The organism is Citrobacter sp. CK181 (assembly GCF_030333595.1).
Classification (GTDB): domain Bacteria; phylum Pseudomonadota; class Gammaproteobacteria; order Enterobacterales; family Enterobacteriaceae; genus Citrobacter_B; species Citrobacter_B koseri.
Genome location: NZ_JAOWFN010000013.1, coordinates 232,556 through 254,223, shown reverse-complemented (window position 1 = coordinate 254,223; position 21,668 = coordinate 232,556). Strand labels below are relative to the sequence as shown.

General features: G+C 56.4%; 18 protein-coding genes and 1 tRNA gene. 8 read left to right on the top strand and 11 right to left on the bottom strand.

What is annotated here, in order from left to right; translation table 11 throughout:
• Window positions 1-84: 84 nt before the first annotated feature.
• The 9 genes from dppF to OGW17_RS12535 all read right to left on the bottom strand — a co-directional run bounded on the left by dppF (window position 85) and on the right by OGW17_RS12535 (window position 10,950).
• Window positions 85-1,089: a dipeptide ABC transporter ATP-binding subunit DppF gene (dppF, locus tag OGW17_RS12575; protein WP_049009744.1), complete on the bottom strand. Its 1,005-nt coding sequence runs from the start codon at window positions 1,087-1,089 to the stop codon at window positions 85-87.
• Window positions 1,086-2,069 (bottom strand): dipeptide ABC transporter ATP-binding protein, encoded by a 984-nt coding sequence (gene dppD / locus OGW17_RS12570; protein ID WP_012135675.1) that lies wholly within the window; start codon window positions 2,067-2,069, stop codon window positions 1,086-1,088. The genes dppF and dppD overlap by 4 nt, the downstream gene beginning before the upstream one ends.
• Before the next feature lie 10 nt (window positions 2,070-2,079).
• Window positions 2,080-2,982, bottom strand: a complete 903-nt coding sequence (dppC, locus tag OGW17_RS12565; RefSeq protein WP_012135676.1) for a dipeptide ABC transporter permease DppC — start codon at window positions 2,980-2,982, stop codon at window positions 2,080-2,082.
• A 9-nt stretch (window positions 2,983-2,991) separates the two neighbouring features.
• Entirely contained in the window at window positions 2,992-4,011 is a 1,020-nt protein-coding gene (dppB, locus tag OGW17_RS12560) for a dipeptide ABC transporter permease DppB (protein WP_012135677.1), read from the bottom strand.
• 196 nt (window positions 4,012-4,207) lie between these two features.
• The gene (gene dppA, locus OGW17_RS12555) at window positions 4,208-5,815 is read right to left on the bottom strand and encodes a dipeptide ABC transporter periplasmic-binding protein DppA (protein ID WP_012135678.1); all 1,608 of its coding nucleotides are present in this window, start codon (window positions 5,813-5,815) and stop codon (window positions 4,208-4,210) included.
• Window positions 5,816-6,717: 902 nt separating this feature from the next.
• Window positions 6,718-6,794: transfer RNA gene (locus OGW17_RS12550), tRNA-Pro, on the bottom strand.
• A 91-nt stretch (window positions 6,795-6,885) separates the two neighbouring features.
• Window positions 6,886-8,577: a kdo(2)-lipid A phosphoethanolamine 7''-transferase gene (gene eptB / locus OGW17_RS12545; protein WP_071259263.1), complete on the bottom strand. Its 1,692-nt coding sequence runs from the start codon at window positions 8,575-8,577 to the stop codon at window positions 6,886-6,888.
• Between the two features lie 213 nt (window positions 8,578-8,790).
• Complete coding sequence (locus OGW17_RS12540) at window positions 8,791-9,993, bottom strand: L-lactate MFS transporter (RefSeq protein WP_071259261.1); 1,203 nt, start codon at window positions 9,991-9,993, stop codon at window positions 8,791-8,793.
• Window positions 9,994-10,245: 252 nt separating this feature from the next.
• Entirely contained in the window at window positions 10,246-10,950 is a 705-nt protein-coding gene (locus OGW17_RS12535; RefSeq protein WP_071259259.1) for an autotransporter outer membrane beta-barrel domain-containing protein, read from the bottom strand.
• A 158-nt stretch (window positions 10,951-11,108) separates the two neighbouring features.
• On the opposite strand from OGW17_RS12535, the gene tag reads away from it, so the two are divergent.
• Together tag and OGW17_RS12525 are read left to right on the top strand one after the other, a co-directional pair.
• Window positions 11,109-11,690 (top strand): DNA-3-methyladenine glycosylase I, encoded by a 582-nt coding sequence (gene tag / locus OGW17_RS12530; protein ID WP_012135682.1) that lies wholly within the window; start codon window positions 11,109-11,111, stop codon window positions 11,688-11,690.
• Complete coding sequence (locus OGW17_RS12525; RefSeq protein WP_071259257.1) at window positions 11,668-12,099, top strand: N-acetyltransferase; 432 nt, start codon at window positions 11,668-11,670, stop codon at window positions 12,097-12,099. The genes tag and OGW17_RS12525 overlap by 23 nt, the downstream gene beginning before the upstream one ends.
• Here the strand turns inward: OGW17_RS12525 and OGW17_RS12520 are convergent.
• The gene (locus OGW17_RS12520; RefSeq protein WP_071259255.1) at window positions 12,077-14,410 is read right to left on the bottom strand and encodes a molybdopterin guanine dinucleotide-containing S/N-oxide reductase; all 2,334 of its coding nucleotides are present in this window, start codon (window positions 14,408-14,410) and stop codon (window positions 12,077-12,079) included. The two genes, OGW17_RS12525 and OGW17_RS12520, sit on opposite strands and share 23 nt — an antisense overlap.
• Window positions 14,411-14,576: 166 nt before the next feature.
• Here OGW17_RS12520 and OGW17_RS12515 point away from each other — a divergent pair, with 166 nt between their 5' ends.
• The 6 genes from OGW17_RS12515 (at window position 14,577) to ghrB (ending at window position 20,542) form a co-directional block, all read left to right on the top strand.
• A complete protein-coding gene (locus tag OGW17_RS12515; RefSeq protein WP_012135687.1) occupies window positions 14,577-15,239 on the top strand; it encodes an OmpA family lipoprotein in 663 nt (220 codons plus the stop codon).
• Window positions 15,240-15,387: 148 nt separating this feature from the next.
• The gene (locus OGW17_RS12510; RefSeq protein ID WP_071259408.1) at window positions 15,388-16,404 is read left to right on the top strand and encodes a LacI family DNA-binding transcriptional regulator; all 1,017 of its coding nucleotides are present in this window, start codon (window positions 15,388-15,390) and stop codon (window positions 16,402-16,404) included.
• A 100-nt stretch (window positions 16,405-16,504) separates the two neighbouring features.
• Window positions 16,505-17,254 carry a sugar phosphate isomerase/epimerase family protein gene (locus tag OGW17_RS12505; protein WP_071259253.1) on the top strand — a complete coding sequence of 250 codons (750 nt, stop codon included), beginning with the start codon at window positions 16,505-16,507 and terminating at the stop codon, window positions 17,252-17,254.
• 3 nt (window positions 17,255-17,257) lie between these two features.
• Complete coding sequence (locus tag OGW17_RS12500; protein WP_012135690.1) at window positions 17,258-18,196, top strand: sugar kinase; 939 nt, start codon at window positions 17,258-17,260, stop codon at window positions 18,194-18,196.
• Window positions 18,197-18,264: 68 nt separating this feature from the next.
• Window positions 18,265-19,545 carry an MFS transporter gene (locus tag OGW17_RS12495; protein WP_049008241.1) on the top strand — a complete coding sequence of 427 codons (1,281 nt, stop codon included), beginning with the start codon at window positions 18,265-18,267 and terminating at the stop codon, window positions 19,543-19,545.
• Window positions 19,546-19,567: 22 nt separating this feature from the next.
• Entirely contained in the window at window positions 19,568-20,542 is a 975-nt protein-coding gene (gene ghrB / locus OGW17_RS12490; protein ID WP_047460360.1) for a glyoxylate/hydroxypyruvate reductase GhrB, read from the top strand.
• 93 nt (window positions 20,543-20,635) lie between these two features.
• Here the strand turns inward: ghrB and OGW17_RS12485 are convergent, their stop codons facing one another.
• Entirely contained in the window at window positions 20,636-21,346 is a 711-nt protein-coding gene (locus OGW17_RS12485; RefSeq protein ID WP_024131051.1) for a DUF3053 domain-containing protein, read from the bottom strand.
• Window positions 21,347-21,668 lie beyond the last annotated feature (322 nt).

Genomic DNA, 21,668 nt, shown 5'->3' with positions numbered 1-21,668 from the left:
CCGATGGACTCACATTGTGGAGCCAAAAAAGGAATATAAAAAAACCGGAGCACAAGGCTCCGGTTATGAGGCAATAACCAACAGTTATTGCTGTGGGTTCTCATCCTGATCGACGGCGAAACAGGCCACCAGTTGACCGCCGTAATCTTTAAGCTGCGGCTGCAACTGGGTGCAGGGGCCAAAGCGACGACGGCAACGGGCGTTGAAGGCGCAGCCCGGCGGCGGATTCAGCGGGCTTGGCAGCTCGCCGGTCAGCTTGATGCGCTCGCGGCGGTCATCCGGGTTCAAACGCGGCGTCGCGGAGAGCAGCGCCTGCGTATACGGATGGCGCGGGTTGGTAAAGATCTGCTCCTTCGTCCCTTTCTCCACGCAGCGGCCGAGATACATCACCATCACCTCATCGGCAATGTGTTCGACCACCGACAGGTCGTGCGAGATAAAGACGTAAGACAGCCCCAGCTCCTGCTGCAAATCCATCATCAGGTTCAACACCTGCGCGCGCACGGAAACGTCCAGCGCGGAGACCGGTTCATCGGCGATCACCACGTCCGGGTCAAGCATCAGACCGCGGGCGATAGCAATACGTTGACGCTGGCCGCCGGAAAACATGTGCGGGTAGCGATCGTAATGCTCGGTTTTAAGGCCGACTTTCGCCATCATCGCCAGCGCTTTTTCACGACGCTGCTCTTTGCTGAGCGAGGTGTTGATCAGCAGCGGCTCTTCCAGAATCTGCCCCACTTTCTTACGCGGGTTCAGCGAACCATACGGGTTCTGGAACACAATCTGGATTTTCTGCCGACGCAGTTTTTGCGCCTGCGGATCGTGCCTGAGCAGATCCTGCCCCTGATAATACAGTTCTCCGCCGGTCGGCGTTTCAATCATCGTCAGCAGGCGGCCCAGCGTGGATTTCCCGCAGCCGGACTCGCCCACGACCGCCAGCGTTTTACCGCGCTCAAGGGTGAACGATACGCCATCCAGCGCTTTTACCAGGCGCTCGGGCGCAAACAGCCCCTTCTTCACCGGGTAGTGTTTTTTCAAATCGATGGCCTGCAACAGCGGCTGTTGCAAGGTGGCCTCGTGCGTACTCATAGTGTGGGCCTCCCGGCATCATCGAGTGGATAGTGGCATTTGGACTGGCGGCCATCGCCGAGCAGATTCAGATCCGGCTCTTCGCTACGGCACTTATCCGTGGCATACGGGCAGCGCGGGTTCAACAGACAACCGTTCGGGCGGTCATATTTTCCCGGCACCACGCCCGGCAGCGACGCCAGGCGCGCTTTATCCTGCGCGAATTCCGGCAGTGCGCGCAGCAACGCCTGCGTATACGGATGACGCGGCGCGCGGAAGATATCGTGCGCCGCCCCTGTCTCTACCACCTGTCCGGCATACATTACGATGATTTTATGCGCGGCTTCCGCCACCAGCGCCAGATCGTGAGTAATCAGCACCAGCGCCATATTTTCTTTCTGCTGCAATTCCAGCAGCAGTTCGATGATTTGCGCCTGGATGGTCACGTCCAGCGCAGTGGTCGGTTCATCGGCAATCAGCAGTTTCGGACGACAGGCAATCGCCATGGCAATCATCACGCGCTGGCTCATCCCACCGGACAACTGGTGCGGGTAGACATCCAGACGCGACGCCGGATCGGGAATCCCCACCTGAGTCAGCAGGTCAATCGCCCTCTGCCGACGGGTTTTCCTGTTGCCGCCCTGATGCACCTTAATCGCTTCCATAATCTGGAAACCTACGGTGTAGCACGGGTTCAGGCTGGTCATCGGGTCCTGGAAGATCATCGCCACTTCCGCGCCCACCAGGTTGCGGCGCTCTTTCTCAGAGATGCGCTGCAAGTCCTGGCCGTTGAATTCCAGTTTTTCCGCCATCACGCGGCCCGGGAAGTCAATCAGCCCCATAATCGCCAGCGAGCTAACCGATTTACCGGAGCCGGACTCGCCGACGATACCAACGACTTCGCCCTGATTTACGCTGTAGCTTACGCGGTCTACTGCGCGAAACGGCGTACCTTCGTCACCGAAGTGCACCGATAATTTATCTACGTTTAATAACGCCATCTCGAACCTCTTACTGCTTCAGTTTGGGATCGAGCGCGTCACGCAGACCGTCACCCATCAGGTTAAATGCCAGCACCGTTAGCAGGATCGCCAGACCCGGGAAGGTCACGACCCACCAGGCACTTTGTGCGAACTGCAACACGTCGGAGAGCATGGTGCCCCACTCCGGTGTCGGCGGCTGCGCACCCATGCCGAGGAAGCCCAGGGCGGCCATATCGAGAATGGCGTTAGAGAAACCGAGCGACGCCTGAACGATCAGCGGCGCAAGGCAGTTCGGGAAGATATTGACGAACATCTGGCGCATCGCGCCTGCGCCCGCCACGCGGGAAGCGGTAACGTAATCGCGGTTCACCTCCACCAGCACGGCGGCGCGGGTCAGACGCACGTAGTGCGGGAGCGCCACAAAGGTCAGCGCCAGCGCGGCGTTACCGATAGAGGGGCCAAAGATCGCCACCAGCACCAGCGCCAGCAGCAGGCTTGGCAGCGCCAGCATGATATCGACGACGCGCATGATGATGTTATCAACAATGCCGCCGAAGTAACCCGCGACCAGGCCGAGCACAATCCCCATCACCAGCGACAGCACCACCACCAGGCAGCCCACCAGCAGCGACAGACGTGCGCCATACATCAGGCGCGACAGCACATCGCGACCGACATCATCCGTTCCCAGCAGGTGCGCGATACTGCCGCCTTCCTGCCACGCAGGCGGCGCCAGCAGCACATCGCGGAACTGATCTGCCGGGTTATACGGCGCGATGACGTTCGCGAACACCGCAATCAGGATCATGATGACGACATACGCCAGACCGACAACCGCACCCTTGTTGCGTTTAAAATAGTGCCAGAACTCCTGCAACGGGGTCATCGGCACCGGTGCAGAGATAACTTTATTTTCAGTAACCTGTGACATGATGGCCCCTTACTTCTTATGACGAATACGCGGGTTCACCACGCCGTACAGCAGGTCGACCAGCAGGTTGACGAGAATAATCATCGTCGCTACCAGTAACACCCCGCCCTGTACAACCGGATAATCGCGTCGTTGCAGCGCATCAATCAGCCAACGGCCAAGGCCAGGCCACGAGAAGATGGTTTCGGTCAGGATCGCCCCTGCCAGCAGCGTCCCCACCTGCAAACCGATAACGGTCACGACCGGCAGCATCGCGTTACGCAGCGCGTGTACGATGATGACGCGCATCCTTGTGAGACCTTTGGCGCGCGCGGTACGGATATAATCTTCACCCAGCACTTCCAGCATGGAGGAGCGGGTCATACGCACGATAACCGCCAGCGGTATCGTACCGAGCACCATCGCAGGCAGGATCATGTGCGCGACAGCATCAATAAAGTTGCCCTCTTCGCCCCAGATAGCCGTGTCAATCAGCATAAAGCCGGTTAACGGATTGGAGTCATCAAGGAACACCATATCGCTGACGCGCCCGGAAACCGGCGTCAGGTTCCATTGCACTGATACCAGCATGATCAGCATCATGCCCCACCAGAAGATAGGCATAGAGTAACCGGTCAGCGCCAGGCCAACAGCGGTATGATCGAAAATGGAACCGCGCTTCACGGCGGCCAGCACGCCGACCGGAATCCCTACTGCGGTGGCGAAAATCATGGCGCAGACGCCAAGTTCCAGCGTCGCTTTAAAGCGAGGCACGAACTCGTCCCACACCGGCAAACGGCTTTTCAGCGAGATGCCCAAATCGCCATGCATCACCCCCCAGATGTAATGGAGGTACTGCTGCCACATCGGTTTATCCAGACCGAGTTCAGCCAGCAGTTGAGCATGACGCTCAGGAGAGATACCACGCTCACCTGCCATGATCATGACCGGATCGCCCGGGATCATATGGACGAAGGCAAAGGTGAGAAGGGTGATACCGATAAACGTGGGGATGACGAGTCCCAAACGTCGGAGGATGAACTGCAACATAACCCGGATTCTCTCTAATGACGCGCCGCCTGGTGACAGTGCGTCTGTATTGCTCACAAATCTTATCCCACGGCATACGCCGCCGTGGGGTAAAGCATTACGCCGGGTGGCGCTGCGCTTACCCGGCCTACGATCGTAGGTTCGTGCAAACGCAGCGCCGCCGGGCATGGGGTGCTCAGGCACCCCTGGCTTTTAATTATTCGACAGAGACGTTTTCAAAGTGGTGTTTGCCCAGAGGATCAACCACATAGCCTTTGACTTCTTTACGCACAGGTTCGTACACGGTGGAGTGAGCGATGATCAGCGCAGGCGCCTGGTCATGCATCACCACCTGAGCCTGTTTGTAGAGTTCAACACGCTTGTTGTGATCGTCAGTGGCGCGCGCCGGTTGAATCAAGTCTTCAAACGGCTTGTAGCACCAGCGAGAGTAGTTGGAACCGTCTTTCGCCGCAGCGCAGCTAAACAGGGTCGCGAAGAAGTTATCCGGGTCCCCGTTATCACCGGTCCAGCCCATCATCACCGCCTGATGTTCACCTGACTTCGCACGCTTGAGGTATTCACCCCACTCGTAGGTGACAATCTTGGCCTGTACGCCAATCTTCGCCCAGTCAGCCTGAATCATCTCAGCCATACGGCGAGCGTTCGGGTTGTACGGACGCTGTACCGGCATCGCCCACAGTTCAACGGTGAAGCCTTTATCCTGGCCCGCTTCTTTCAGCAGCGCTTTGGCTTTTTCTGGATCGTAGTTGTAGTCTTTAACGTCGTCGTTATAGCCCCACATGGTCGGCGGAATCAGGTTCTTGGCTTCAACGCCCGCGCCCTGATAAACCGCTTTAATGATCGCCTCTTTGTTCACCGCGTAGGTCAGCGCCTGACGGACTTTCACGTCATCAAACGGTTTCTTCTCGGTGTTGAAAGAGAGGTAGCCGACGTTCAGACCCGCCTGCTCCATCAGGTTGATGTTTTTGTCCTGCTTCATGCGCGCGATGTCCGCCGGGTTCGGGTACGGCATCACCTGGCACTCATTTTTCTGTAGCTTGGCGTAACGCACGGACGCGTCAGGCGTAATGGAGAACACCAGACGGTCGATCTGCGGCTTGGTGCCCCAGAAACCATCAAACGCTTTATACAGAATGCGGGAGTCTTTCTGGTACTGCAACAGCTGGAACGGCCCCGTACCGATTGGGTTCAGATCCACTTTCTCCGGCGTACCGGCTTTCAGCATGTTGTCAGCATATTCTTTAGAGAGGATGGAGGCGAAGTCCATCGCCAGGTCAGCGAGGAACGGCGCTTCTGGACGGGTCAGCACGAACTGAACGGTGCTATCGTCCACTTTCTTCACTTCGCTTATCAGGTCTGGCAGACCCATCCCTTCGAAGTATTCATAGCTGCCGCCAGACACTTTGTGGTACGGGTTTTCAGCATTTTTCTGACGATCGAACGAGAACACCACGTCATCGGCGTTGAAATCGCGCGTCGGTTTAAAGTCTTTGCTGTCCTGCCACTTCACGCCCTGACGCAGGTGGAAGGTGTAGGTTTTGCCGTCTTCGCTGACATCCCACTTTTCAGCGAGGCCTGGAATAACTTCGGTTGTACCGATTTTAAATTCCACCAGACGGTTATAGATAGGTACTGAGCTGGCGTCATAGGTGGTGCCGGAGGTAAACAGCTGCGGGTTGAAGCCTTCTGGAGAACCTTCTGAACAATAAACCAGAGTTTTAGCCTGTACACTTGCTGCGACGGTCATGGCCACCAGGCTCAGACCAAGCTTCAGCATCCCTGACTTCTTCAAGGAAATACTCATTCTTCTGCTCCAAATGTGATGTTGTTGTTTTACCCTTTGCAGTGGGTTTGCACCGCCTGGCCTTTTTTGTTTTTTACCCGGCCGGGTCGGCGTTAAGAGGATGGGGATTCCGTTCACATAAGCGCCTGAGTTGCAGTGCGGATTCTCCATGAAATGCCCCTCATGCCCTACAATCTGTCAACAGAATGTGAAAACGTCAATACAGGCAACCATGATTTACAACAACGGTGAGAATTCACAAACAAAGATTAAAAAAACTTCAAACGACTATTTTCAGCAGGGAAATTTGTGCTACTCCGTTAACACCAGAATTAATCGCTTCATATTTCGCAACATTTGGTGATTAACGTTTGTGCAGATTGTGAAAAATTTCTGACGAAATGCTGCATATCTGAGCGATTAATATCACGAACGCTAAAACGCACAGCGGAAAATGCTGGGCTCAGCCATAAGTAACGCAAAAAAAAATTTAAGCAAAGATAAAAAAAGACAATGGAATATGTCACAAAAACGTGAACAAACAGTGAGAAGTGATGCACATTTTTTGCCAATGGCGAAATCGCCGTAGGCCGGATAAGGCGCTTGCGCCGCCATCCGGCGTTACCGAAAATGAGCGACCGATCCTGCCTGATGGCGCAGGCCTACAATGCTGAGCCGTAGGCCGGATAAGGCGCCTGCGCCGCCATCCGGCATTGCCGAAAGTGGGCTACCAATCCTGCCTGATGGCGCTGCGCTTATCAGGCCTACAATGCTGAGCCGTAGGCCGGATAAGGCGCCTGCGCCGCCATCCGGCGTTACCGAAAGTGGGCGACCGATCCTGCCTGATGGCGCTTCGCTTATCAGGCCTACAATGCTGAATTCCAGACAGCAAAAAGCCAGCCCGTGGGCTGGCTTTTCTGAATTGGTCGGTGATAGAGGATTCGAACCTCCGACCCCTTCGTCCCGAACGAAGTGCGCTACCAGGCTGCGCCAATCACCGAATGCGGGGCGCATCTTACTGCTCAGGTGCGCGCCCGTCAATCCCTTAGTTTGAAAATGCCATTCAATCGGCGAGAAAGTCAGCAGACCGCTTACTGCACCGCTGCATTCTGTTCAGCCGGAATATGGCACCAGTCGTTGTTTTCGTTAATTCCGCCATCTGGCGAAGTGTAGCCGAGACATCCCATCACCGTGTCATACAGCTCCACATGACGGCGCGGCGTTTTCATCGCCGCCGCCTGTTGCAGGCGCGCAAGCATCTGCGCATGCTGCGGGTTCTCCAGATACTTATCCGACATCCACACCAGCATTGGCACCCGGAACTGTTCTGGCGGCGCCATCTTGCGCGGCGTGCCGTGCAAATGCTCGCGCTCATTGATCGACTCGCCGTGATCGGCGGCGTAAAACACAATGGCTTTCTTATCGCGCAGCTGATCGAACACGCGGGTAATAAAGTGATCAACATAGCTCACCGAGTTATCGTAAGAGTTGATCATCTCCGCTTTTGTGCAACCATCGTCAACACCGACACACTCCGGCGTCCACTGCGCAAAACTGCGGGGATACCGCTGCGTATAGTTATAATGCGACCCTTTGGTATGCATCACGATCAGGTGTTTCCCGTCAGGGGTTTGCGCTAACGAACGCTGCATTTCATCCACCAGCAACATATCATCAACCGTCTTACCCCGGTTGCGCGGCTCTGCGCCGATTTGCTCGCGGTAGGCAATGTTATCCGCCATCGTATTGCTGTAGAACCACATTTCGCTCTGCATCGCATACAGATCGGCGCTAAACCCTAACTGCTTCAGCACCGCAAAAATGTTTTGCTCTTTCAGCGTACGCTGCGGATTCTCCGACGCGCCGCCCTCGCGCACAAACATACAGCGCAGCGAGAGTTTGGTCGCGGTATCACACGACTCACCCCGGAACGCCGCGAGATTTTTTTCCTGCGCCAGCTTCGGCGTCGTGTTCCGCTCGTAGCCGAAGATGCCCATATGATCCCAACGCGTGGTTTCGCCGATGATAAACACAACATACGTGTCATCAATGCCTTCTGGCGCAACATAGGTAAACTTCTTCGCCGGGTTCATCAGCGAGTTATTATCCGACGACTCATCCACCTGCGCCCAGGCGTACAGCCCTAAAGCCGACAGCCAGTTCGACGGTAAATAAGAGTTCGCCACCACGCCGCCATAGCTCGGCAAATCGATACCCGTTGTTCGTTCAACATTCTTTTGCTGAACGTCGAGCAGGCGAATCGGCGCCCACACCATCACCCCAGCCAGAACCACCGCCGCCACGCTGCGAACGCGCTGGCCCGGCGTGCGTAACTGCCGCAGCAGGGTGTAACGACAGCGGTTACTCCAGATAAAGACCAGCGGCAGAATGCTCACCGCCACCAGCCACAAAATGAAGTGCCAGCCGACGACCTCTTTCGATAAATCGATATCCGTGGTCATCACGGAGGCAATAATGCCGTAGCCGATCACCACGTTCAGGAGGGTCATGTAATAGCTGGCGCTCGCGGAGAACAGCACCACCAGCGTAGCCAGAACCCGCCAGACGCGGCGACCAAACAGGGAAAGCAGACGGAGTAAGAAGAACGTGGCGAGAACCGTGGCCCCAAGTTCAACCACTGCCGAGAGGCCTTTCCAGACGGTAAATTCCTGCGCATAGCTACCGAACCGGCGGTAAAACACTGCGCAATTCATAAACAGGCCGATATAGAGCGCAAGCAAGAAGCTCAGCTTCTGCTGCGTCATCGATTTAATGTATTTCATGCAAGCAAACCCTGGAAATCGGGATAAAAACCACCCGCAAAAGGCCATTCCAGACCGGGCAGGTGGATAAATGCGGTAACAGCAGATGTCAGACAGTCTACACGCGCGGGTATGTAGACCACAGGGAAGCGTAAAAGTGTCGGAAGAATAAGCAAGCGGCCCGGATATTTACAAAAATATCCGGGCCGGGAAGTGGTTAAATGATGAATAAAATCAGGCGTGAGCCTCTTTAAAGACGCGGCGCTGAGGCTGGCGAATCGTGGTCGAGAGCGCCAGAGAGAGGATCAGCAGAGCGAAAATAACGCAGAAGGTGACGTAGAACCCACCGAACAGCGAGGCGATAATCGACCCGCAAATACTGCCAATCCCAAAGCCCAGGTAAATCACGCCGTAGTTTTTCGCCAGGTTATTCAGGCCGAAGAACTCGCTCACCAGCGACGGGAACACCGTGATCGTACCGCCGAAGTTAAAGGCGACGCAGGCAATCGCGGCGAAGAACGTCACATCACTCAGCGGCGCGAACAGTAATGCTGCCATCCCGACCAGCGAGACAACCTGACCGATAGTAATCACGCGGATACGGGCGATTTTGTCAGACAGAATGCCCAGCACCAGGCGGCCTGACAGGTTAGCGATGGAAATCACCGTGACCGCGTTGGCCGCCGAAGCAACATCCATATGCGCCAGCCCCTGAGCAATGTCTTTCGCCACACCGATGACATACAGACCGCTCATGCAGGCCGTCAGGAACATCACCGCCAGCATCCAGTACTGCGGTTTACGCATGGACTGCGCCAGGGTGAAGTCGTTTTCCACCACCCCGTTTACCGCTTTAACATCCTGATTCGGCGCGTCTTTCATCAGCGTTGAACCAAAGACAATCATCACCAGCACAATCGCGCCCCAGATCATAAATGTCTTTTCCAGACCGACCGTCGCCAGCAGCTGGCTGTCGATGAATTTGAAGCCGAGGCTACCGAGGCCATAAGAACCAATCGCGAAGGCGGAAATCAGCCCTTTACGTTCCGGGAACCATTTTACGCAGTTAGACAGCGTTAACAGGTATCCCGCCCCGTCCGCCAGGCCAACCAGCACCCCGGCGCTCAGCCACAGCATCATAAGGTTGTTGGAATGCGCCGTTAAAAAGAAGCCGATGCCCAGTAAAACACCTGACGCCATCGTGACGCGTTTTACGCCGAAACGTTCCTGTAATTTACCCGCCACGGAAGAGGAGATCGCCAGTCCCAGGCTCAACAAGCCAAATGAAAAGGCCACCTGGCTGACGGGCTCATCCAGTTTCGCAGAGAGCGCGCCATTAAACAGGCTCCAGGTGTAAACAGAACCTAACGCAAATTGTGTGATGATGGTGCCGATAAGCGTCAGCCAACGGGTACGCTGATAATCAGAAGTTTTCATGGCAGTCTTCCTGCATAAACAAAGGAGAAATTCACTGCCGACAACAATAACGAAGTGCTTTTTATGCAGGGGAAAAACGGCATGAAATGCCATCAGAACGGAATGAAATGCCTGGATTGCGGAATGAATGACGAGACAAAGACTGCGCAGCGTGATTTTTTTAATGTCAGTTAGTACACACTATCGCTGTATGTCTTGTTATTAAAGAGACTTAATTGTAAAAAACTTGTTTTTATTACGTGCGTATTCTCGTTAAAATCTGGCGCTAACGCCCAGGGTGTACAGATAGTCGCTATTGCTTGCGCTGTTATCTGCCTGAGAGAGCGCCGCATACGCCGCGATATGCGGGTTCAGTAGCATATCCGCCCCCACCGTCACATCCAGCCAGTTGCCATTCTGATCCGCCGCCGTCATTCGACTCAGCCCCGACTGCGCTTTCCAGATGTTCTCGCCGTATTGCTGGTTATAGCTGATTTGCGCCCAGGGACGGATATCGCCAAACTGCGAATTCACCCGCCAGCCCAACGTACTGACGCTGGCATGCCACAGAGGGCCGGTCAGCGCCTGCGCCGTCACGCTGTCGCCAAATTCATTAAACATCGAGGTGGTTGAGCCGTCGTAATGCAGGCTGGCGACCGGCCCGGTCGTCACGCGCCCGGCAAGCGGAAAATTCCAGCCCATGCTCATGCCGCTGGTCGCATCCAGTGGCGTTTGATCGGCCAGGCTCAGCACAGGGCCAGGCGCATTCTGGCTGGACCGAATCCGCTCCGCCAGAATATCGTTGTAACTTGGTTGGTGATCGCTGTCCCATGTATAGCGTTCTGTCGTATGACCCGATACGGCATCAGCGATATATTCTTGTTGCCAGGCATATGCTGTGTTAGTGAAAATTGCACAGACGATAACGCTCGCCAGGCAGCACCACACCTGGCGACCACTGCATTTTTTTATAATCATCAACGCGACTCCAGAGAAGAGCCGAATTCGGCGATATTATTGTCATTGTTTGGCGGTTCCAGGGCTTATTAGCCCTGTATTAAATATTGTCTTTTTAGCTGGCGCGTCAAGGCGGGCCGAATGAAATTTTTGCGGTAGTCAAAACAGCGAGGAAGAGTATGCAGCGTTGCGGATGGGTCAGTCAGGACCCACTATACATCGCCTATCACGACAAGGAGTGGGGCATTCCCGAAACCGACGGCAAAAAGCTGTTTGAGATGATCTGCCTTGAAGGCCAGCAGGCGGGGCTTTCCTGGATCACCGTGCTGAAGAAACGGGAAAACTATCGCGCAAACTTCCACCACTTTGATCCCGTCCGCGTCGCGGCGATGCAGGAAGACGACGTTGAGCGTCTGTTGCAGGATGCGGGCATTATTCGCCATCGGGGGAAAATTCAGGCCATCATCGGCAATGCCAGGGCGTATCTCGCGATGGAGCAAAATGGTGAACCGTTTGCTGAATTCGTCTGGTCTTTTGTCGAAAACCAGCCGCAGGTAACGCGAGCCGCCAGCCTGAGCGAGATCCCCACCTCAACCCCCGCGTCGGATGCGCTGGCAAAAGCGCTGAAAAAACGCGGCTTCAAGTTCGTCGGCACCACCATTTGCTACTCCTTTATGCAGGCGTGCGGGCTGGTCAACGACCATATCACGGGCTGTTTCTGCCATCCTGGAGGTCAGCATGATTCGCGAATCCCGGACTGACGATATGGCGTCAATTTTGACGCTCTGGATGGAAAGCACGATCTATGCCCACCCGTTTATCGAAGCGCGCTACTGGCGCGAAAGCGAACCGATAGTGCGTGACGTGTACCTGCCCGCCGCGCAGACCTGGGTGTGGGAAGAAGCAGGTTTACTGAAAGGCTTTGCCAGCGTGATGGAAGCGCGCTTTTTGGGCGCGCTGTTTGTCACGCCAGACGCGATCCGCAGCGGGATTGGCAAGGCGCTGGTGCAGCATGTTCAGCAGCGCTTTACCGCGCTCAGCCTGGAGGTTTACCAGAAAAATCAGTCGGCGGTGAATTTCTACCATGCGCTGGGTTTTCGTATCGAAGACAGCGCATGGCAGGAAGATACACAGCATCCGACATGGATTATGGGCTGGCAGGCGGATTAAACGCCGTAAGCGTCAGCGAGGGGCCGGTATACTTTTCAATCCACGCCAGCGCGGTGTTGCCCGCACAGCCGTTCCCCAGTCGCGAACTGGGGAGATCTTTGGTCAACACGTTTACCGCGCCATTTTTACAAATGCCGCCAGCCGACACCTCTAAATCCGGCCATGCCCCTTCATGAATGCAGATAACGCCGGGTCTAATGCCCTCCGTCACCACCGCGCCCGCCAGAATTTGTCCTCGGTGATTCCAGACCCGCACCGTGTCGCCGTCGGCAATGCCCCGCGTCTGCGCATCCTGCGGATGCAGAGTAACCGGTTCGCGCCCCGCCACCGCATACTGTTCACGAAGCTGGCTGTAGTTAAGCTGGCTGTGCAGACGATGCGCCGGATGGGCGGACAGCACCTGTAGCTGACCGGGTTCGGCATTGCCGTGCCATTCGTCCGGCTCCAGCCACATTGGGTGTCCTGGGCAGTCCGCATAGCCGTAGTCCGCAATTCGTCGGGAGTAGATCTCTATCTTGCCGCTGTCCGTTTTCAGTGGATGCGCGTCGGGGTCGCGGCGGAAATCCGCAAAGCGGATAAACTGCGCGTTGGCCGCATTCTCCGGCATTTCAATCAGATCGTTGGCTTCCCAGAACTGTGCAAACGGCGGCAGCGTCACCTGCTGGCTGGCGCCGCGTTGCCCGGCGATGTTGTAGAAGGTTTCCAGCCACTCAAGTTCGCTTTTCCCTTCGGTAAAGCGCGCATGACCGCCCGTTTCCCAGCGCTCGCTCAGTTCGGCAAACACGTCAAAGTCATTACGGGCCTCATCACGCGGCGGCACAACCTGCTTCATCGGCACCAGATGCTGGTTGCTGTAGTCGCCGGTCATGGTTAAATCGTTACGTTCATAAGAGGTCGTGGCAGGTAACACGATATCGGCATGTTTCGCCGCAGCGGTCCAGAAACATTCGGAGATCACCACCAGTTCCGGCTTTTGCCAGGCGCGAATCAGACGGTTGGTATCCTGATGATGCGTAAAGTTCGCGCCACCGGCCCACCAGACGAAGCGGATATCCGGGAAATGGCGGTTCATACCGTTGTGCTGATAGGGCGCGCCGGGATTCTCCAGCGCCTCGACAATGCGCGCCACCGGAATTTTGTCTACCGCATCGGTGCCGCCTGGCAGACTGCCCTGCATTGAAGCCAGTACGGCGGCGCGGCGCGTCGGGTTTCCCCCGTTGGCGAAATGGTACGAGAGGCCAAAACCGCCGCCGGGCGTGCCAATTTGCCCTAACATGGCGGCAAGCGTTACCAGCATCCAGTGTTTTTGCTCGCCGAACTGCTGACGCTGCATCCCCCAGCCAGACATCAACATAGTGGTGTTTTTATGGAAGAGTTCCGCCAGTTCGTGAATTTTAGCGGCGGATATGCCGCAAATATCTGCGGCCCATTCCGCCGTTTTCGCCACGCCGTCGCTCACGCCCAGCAGATAGTCGGCGAATGTCTCGTAACCGGTCGTGCAGCGCGCCAGAAACGCGTCATCATGCCAGCCGTTTTTCACCAGCGTATGCGCAATCCCCAGCATCAGCGCCACGTCAGTCCCCATATGCGGGGCGATCCACTCCATCTTATCGCCAAAGAACGCCGCGCTTTCCGATCGCATTGGATCGATGCAGATCAGCCGTTTCCCGCTGTTGCGCAGCGCGGCAAAGTAAGCAATGCCCTGCTCATCCGACGCATTCCAGGCAATTTTTAGCGTATTCAACGGGTTGGCGCTCCATAGCACCACCACGTCACTGTGTTCCAGCACAACCGGCCAGCTGGTCTGCTGCTGGTAGACTTCGTTTCCGCCCACCACATACGGCATGATGGCCTGCGCCGCCCCCGTGGAGTAATCCCCCAGATGCCCGGTATACCCGCCCGCCAGCGCCATATAACGCTGCAACAGGGTGGAAGCTTTATGCAGCACGCCATTCGAGCGCCAGCCATAAGAACCGGCAAAAATCGAGGACGGCCCATATGTTTCACGAATACGTTTGTGCTGGGTATGGATCAGATCCAGCGCCTCATCCCAACTCACCCGCACAAATTCATCCTGACCGCGCACGCCCTGTGGCTTCTCTGGCGAGGCGAGAAATCCTTTACGCACCATCGGGAAACGCACCCGGGTAGGGCTGTGAACCTGGTCGCGCACGACGGTTTGCAGGGAATTGAGATGCGAAGTGGGCAGCGCCCCGCGAGACGCGAGAACCGTCTCGCCGTCAGTGTCGACCCGGACAGGTCCCCAGTGGGCGGCGGTTAATACCGAATAGTGCGATGGTGCGTTGATCAAAATGCGCTCCTGAATGCGATGCAGGTGTGACGGCTTATTTATTATGCCGCTCAATGTTACTTACAAATTTAAGAGTCTTCCCTGGAATTTTCTTCATGTTCGCACGTCATAATCAACCGCCACCGTCGCTGTGGCGAAAAAATAAAAAAGTCATTAAGGAACTAAGATGAAAAAACGTGTTTTGGTCATTGCTGCTATCGTGAGCGGCGCCCTGGCAGTATCTGGCTGCACAACAAACCCTTACACCGGCGAGCGCGAAGCGGGTAAATCCGGCATTGGCGCGGGCATTGGTTCTCTGGTCGGCGCAGGCGTCGGCGCACTCTCCTCTTCCAAGAAAGATCGCGGCAAAGGCGCGCTGATTGGCGCAGCGGCAGGCGCGGCGCTGGGCGGCGGCGCTGGCTATTACATGGACGTACAGGAAGCGAAACTGCGTGACAAAATGCAGGGAACGGGCGTGAGCGTGACGCGAAGTGGCGATAACATCATCCTGAATATGCCGAATAACGTCACCTTCGACAGCAGCAGCGCAACCCTGAAACCGGCAGGCGCCAACACGCTGACCGGCGTGGCGATGGTGCTGAAAGAGTACAACAAAACCGCCGTTAACGTAGTGGGCTACACCGACAGTACCGGCGGGCAGGATCTGAACATGCGTCTGTCGCAGCAGCGCGCGGACTCCGTGGCCAGCGCGCTGATCACCCAGGGCGTTGCCGCCAACCGCATCCGCACCAGCGGCATGGGCCCGGCGAACCCGATCGCCAGCAACAGCACCGCCGAAGGTAAAGCGCAAAACCGCCGCGTGGAAATCACCTTAAGTCCGTTGCAGTAATCGTTGTGCCGGGTGGCGACAGCGCCACCCGGCACATCGCCAGATGGCGGCTTCGCCTTATCCGGCCTACATTCTTATCCAGCATGAAGCGCTTGCCATCGTTGATTTTCGCGTTAAGGTGTTGTCACCAAATTCAGGGAAATCAGCGATGAGCAAATCAACACGGGCAACCATCAGCGATGTGGCGAAAGCCGCTAAAACCGGAAAAACCAGCATTTCACGCTACCTCAACGGTGAGAAGCATTTGCTGTCCGATGCCCTGCTGGCGCGCATTGAAAAAGCCATTGCCGAACTCGACTATCGCCCAAGCCTGATGGCCAGAGGCCTGAAACGCGGCCGTACCCGCCTGATTGGCCTGATCATCGCCGATATTACCAACCCCTATTCCGTTAACGTGTTGAGCGGCATTGAAGCCGCCTGCCGCGAGAAAGGGTTCACTCCCCTGGTCTGTAACACCAACAATGAGGTGGATCAGGAACTGCACTATCTGGATCTGCTGCGCAGCTACCAAGTGGAAGGCATCGTGGTGAACGCCGTCGGGATGCGCGAGGAGGGGCTGAACCGCCTGCAACAGTCGGCGCTGCCGATGGTTCTGATTGACCGTAAAATCCCTGATTTCGCCTGCGATGTCGTCGGTCTGGATAACACCCAGGCGGCAACAACCGCCACCGAACATCTCATTGAGCAAGGGTTCGAGGCGATCCTGTTTCTCAGCGAACCGCTCGGTATGGTCAATACCCGCCGCGAGCGCCTGAACGCATTTCGTGCGACGCTGGCGCGTTACCCTGGCGTGGTGGCGGAAAACGCCGAGGTGCCGCTGGCGGAAAATACGCAACTGGATAACACCCTGCGCCAGTTTCACCAGCAGCACCGGGGGATGCGCAAAGCCGTGATCTCCGCTAACGGCGCGCTCACATTGCAGGTCGCCCGTTCGCTCAAACGCATTGGTCTTAACTGGGGCAGCGACATCGGCCTGCTCGGTTTTGACGAACTGGAATGGGCAGAGCTGGCAGGCGTCGGCATCACCACGCTGAAACAGCCGACCTGGCAAATTGGTTTTGCCGCTGTCGAGCAGGTTGTACGCCGCATTGAAGGGGGCAGCGACGCGATTCACGAGCAGGTTTTCTCCGGCGAGCTGATCGTTCGCGGCTCCACCGCCCGCTAATTTTCCTTCGTGATGGTGATCATAATTTCGACACACTGCACTTTTCTTTGGAACCGGTTCCATCTAGCGTAATAGCAAGAGCGATAGATTTGGAGTTCCCATGCAAAGAAAAATTATGGTGGTCACCGCCGCCTATGGCTACGACCAGGTGCGTGCCGCAGGCGGGCAAACCGCGATGCTGCCCATCATTGCCGGAGCGGGGGCGGATGGCGTCGAGATTCGCCGTGAAATGTTCACTGACGCCGAACTTAACGCGCTCCCGCTGCTGGCGGCCGCCATTGACATTTTCGGCCTGCTGGCCTGCTACTCCGCGCCGGAACCGCTGTTCCTGGAGGATGGCAGCCTCAACCCCCACCTTCCCGACCTGTTACAGGAAGCCCGTACGCTGCAAGCGCTGTGGCTGAAAGTGTCGCTGGGTCATTTTGAACGCCAGGATCAGCTCGACACCCTGCGTGACTGGCTGGAGAGCAGCGGCATGGCGCTGGTAGTGGAAAATGATCAAACCGCCTGCGGGAAATTGCGCCCGATGCAACGCTTCAATGCCGCCTGTCAGGTCCAGAACCTGCCCATCAGACTGACGTTTGATATGGGGAACTGGCTGTGGGTAGGCGACTCGCCGGAAGACGCCGCATGCTACCTGGCGCCCGCCGTCGGCTATATCCACGTTAAAGCCGCCACGCCCCATCACGACAGTTTCCGCGCCGTTGCGCCGGATAACGCCGATCCCCGCTGGCTGGCGCTGCTGAACGCGCTGCCTGTTGATGTACCGCGCGGTATTGAGTTCCCACTGGAAGGGCAAGATTTGACGGCGGTGACTCGTCGCTACGTCGATTTGTTACGTGAGGAGTAACGCATGAAAAATTCTCTGGATGTCATCACGATTGGTGAAGCAATGGCGATGTTCGTCGCCACGCAAACGGGCGATCTCGCGGACGTAGACGCGTTTATCAAACGCGTCGCCGGGGCCGAACTTAACGTAGCGACCGGCCTGGCGCGCCTGGGGTTAAACGTCGGCTGGGTAAGCCGCGTCGGTGATGACAGCTTTGGCCGTTTTGTCCTTAAGTCGCTTGAAAAAGAAGGGATTGATGCGCAGGGCGTCACGCTGGACGGACGTTACGCCACCGGCTTTCAGCTTAAATCTAAAGTCGAAAATGGAACCGATCCCATTGTGGAATATTTCCGTAAAGGTTCTGCTGCAAGCCACCTTTCCGTAGACGATTACCACGATGCGTACTTCTCCGGCGCGCGTCATCTGCACTTAAGCGGCGTTGCGGCGGCGCTTTCCGCCAGCTCTTATGAACTGCTGGCGCATACCGCCCGCACCATGAAAGCGCAGGGCAAAACGATTTCATTCGATCCGAATCTGCGCCCGGTGCTGTGGAAAAGCGAAGCCGAAATGGTGGAAAAACTTAACCGCCTCGCCTTCCAGGCTGACTGGGTGCTGCCCGGTCTGAAAGAGGGAATGATATTAACCGGACAGCAAACGCCTGAGGGCATTGCCGATTTTTATCTGCGCCACGGCGTGAAAGCGGTGGTGCTGAAAACCGGTGCGGATGGCGCCTGGTACAAAACCGCTGAGGGCGAGCAAGGCTGCGTCGCACCGGTGAAAGTGGACAACGTGGTCGATACGGTTGGTGCGGGCGATGGCTTTGCCGTGGGCGTGATCAGCGCCCTGCTGGAAGGCCGCACGCTGCATCAGGCAGTGACGCGAGGCAATAAAATTGGCGCGCTGGCGATTCAGGTTCAGGGCGACAGCGAAGGATTACCCACTCGTGAAGCGTTAGGCGAATAAACTTCACGCAATGATAACAGCCCCCTGTACCCTACATACAGCGGCGGCATAGTGACAGAGGCAGGCCTATGACAAGCTCAACAAATGCAGCAAAACGCTGGTGGTACATCATGCCTATCGTGTTCATCACGTACAGCCTGGCGTACCTGGATCGCGCAAACTTCAGCTTCGCTTCCGCAGCGGGGATTAACGAAGACCTCGGCATCACGAAAGGGATCTCCTCCCTGCTGGGCGCCCTGTTCTTCCTCGGCTATTTCTTCTTCCAGATCCCAGGCGCGGTGTACGCCGAGCGTCGCAGCGTACGTAAGCTGATCTTCATCTGCCTGATTTTATGGGGAGCATGCGCATCGCTGACCGGGATGGTGAGTAATATCCCAATGCTTGCCGCCATCCGCTTTATTCTCGGCGTCGTGGAAGCGGCCGTTATGCCCGCCATGCTGATTTACATCAGCAACTGGTTCACGAAGTCAGAGCGTTCGCGCGCCAATACGTTCCTGATTCTCGGCAACCCGGTGACGGTGCTGTGGATGTCCGTAGTTTCAGGCTACCTGATTCAGGCGCTCGGCTGGCGTGAAATGTTCATTATTGAAGGCTTCCCCGCCATCATCTGGGCGTTCTTCTGGTGGGTGCTGGTGAAAGACAAACCGTCACAGGCCGGTTGGCTGACGGAGTCAGAAAAAGCCGCGCTTCAGGCGCAACTGGAAAAAGAGCAGCAGGGCATCAAAGCGGTACGCAATTACAGCGAGGCATTCCGCTCACGCAACGTCATCCTGCTGTGCATGCAGTATTTCACCTGGAGTATCGGGGTGTACGGGTTTGTTCTGTGGCTGCCGTCCATCATCCGTAGCGGCAGCGCGAATATGGGCATGGTGGAAGTCGGCTGGCTCTCTTCAGTGCCGTACCTGGCGGCGACAATCGCGATGATCGTTGTCTCCTGGGCATCCGATAAACTGCAAAACCGTAAACTGTTCGTCTGGCCGCTGCTGTTGATTGCCGCCTTTGCCTTTATCGGCTCATGGGCCGTTGGCGCGAACAACTTCTGGCTCTCTTATACCCTGCTGGTTATCGCCGGTGCGGCGATGTATGCCCCTTATGGCCCGTTCTTCGCCATTATTCCTGAAATGCTGCCGCGTAACGTCGCGGGCGGCGCAATGGCGCTGATCAACAGTATGGGCGCGCTGGGCTCTTTCTTTGGTTCATGGTTCGTCGGCTATCTCAACGGCGCAACCGGCAGCCCGGCCGCCTCGTACATTTTTATGGGGGTGGCGCTTTTCGCCTCAGTATGGCTAACTTTAATTGTTAAGCCTGCTAACAATCAGCAATTACCGATTGGCGCACGCCACGCTTAAACCTTAACTCACGGAGATCCGCATGAAGCCGTCCATTATTCTCTACAAAGCGTTACCTGACGATTTACTGCATCGCCTGGAAGAGCATTTCACCGTCACGCAGGTGCCAAATCTTCGCCCGGAAACGGTAGAACAACACGCCCAGGCTTTCGCCAGCGCGGAAGGTTTGTTGGGCTCCAGCGAAACCGTCAATAGCGCACTGCTGGAGAAGATGCCGAAACTACGCGCGGCATCGACCGTCTCCGTGGGTTATGACAATTTTGATGTGGCTGCCCTCAACGCGCGCAGCGTATTGCTGATGCACACGCCGACCGTGCTGACGGAAACCGTTGCGGATACGGTAATGGCGCTGGTGCTGAGCACCGCCCGCCGCGTGGTGGAAGTGGCCGAACGCGTCAAAGTGGGGGAATGGACAAAAAGCATCGGGCCAGACTGGTTTGGCACTGATGTACACCACAAAACGCTGGGGATTGTCGGGATGGGGCGCATTGGTCTTGCGCTGGCGCAACGCGCTCACTTCGGCTTTAACATGCCGATTCTCTACAACGCCCGCCGCCATCATCCTGAGGCGGAAGAACGCTTCAACGCCCGGTACTGCGATCTGGACACCCTGTTGCAGACGGCGGATTTTGTCTGCCTGATCCTGCCGCTGACGGAAGAGACGCATCACCTGTTTGGTGCGGCGCAGTTTGCCAAAATGAAGTCCTCCGCCATTTTCATTAACGCAGGGCGCGGCCCGGTCGTGGATGAAAACGCGCTGATTGCCGCCCTGCAAAGCGGTGAAATTCATGCGGCGGGTCTGGATGTGTTTGAACAAGAACCGCTGCCGGTCGATTCGCCGCTGCTGTCGCTGCCGAACGTTGTGGCGCTGCCGCACATCGGCTCCGCTACCCATGAGACGCGCTACAACATGGCCGCCTGCGCGGTGGATAACTTAATTGATGCGTTACAAGGCAAGGTGGAGAAGAACTGCGTGAACCCGCAGGTTGCAGGATAATAAATGGCCGGGCGGCGGCGTTGCCCTGCCCGGCCTACAACGTTGCTTAACCGTATGCCCGATCGACGCCAGCGCCATCGGGCATAAACAGCGTTACTGGATCGCGTTTACCGCAGTGGTCCAGGCCTGATTAAATGCCTGGTGCTGAGACGCCAGCGGCCCAATCAGCGTGTTGTACTGGCTGGCCTGCTGTGACGTCGGGAACTGAATGCCGTTCGCGACAAAGCTCACCTGCGTATCCTGCTGCGCCACAAAGTCGCCGACCTGCACCAGTTGCTGCGTGAAAATTTGCGCAGCCGGAATCAGCGGCTGTAACGCCTCCGAAGGCGCCGTCACCACTTTACTGTAAACCTGATCAAAGACCGGTTTCAGGTCGTCGGACTGTTTCAGCGCGCTGTGCGCGGCATCTGCCTGCAATTTCGCATTCTGCAACTGCTGGCCCAGCACGCCCAGAGAACCATTTGCCTGACGCAGCGGCTCGCGCTGAGTGACATAGTCCTGAGGAACGCGGATCGCATTGACGCTATCCACAACCGGACGCAGACCGGAATCCATCGCCTGATTCACCTGCTGCGAATAGCCATACAGGATCGCATAATCAGACACGAACGGACCAAATTGTTTTTTCTGATCGGCGGTCAACGTCGGCAGACGCTCCCCGCTACGCATCGCAGTATTCTGCAGGAAATCAATAAACGCTTTACGCTGATCACCTTCTTTATCAAAACACCCGCTCAGGCTAACTACCATTAATAACGCCATAACAGGCGCAAACCAGCGAGAGCAGGACTTACCTGTCGCCATTTTAATACTCCTTTCACCCAAAAATGCGCACAACGATGCCGCGTGCCTGACGCTGACAAGGATAGTCCAGGACAGCCTTGCAAGATACCCTTTCTGCGTAATCTTGCCGTGGAATATTATACGAAGAAACGGCCAGCTTTTTTACGTGATAAAATTTTTGTTATCTTTACAATTGCGCGCCGTCGATCCGATATGTCGGCCTTTTTCAGATCCTTAGCCAACGCGCGATCCTGACCGGAATGCGCTGAAACGAATCCACTTCTTTGCCGCTTCCAACCGGCTTCACGTTTCCCGACTATTCTTAATGAGCTTCGATGAAATT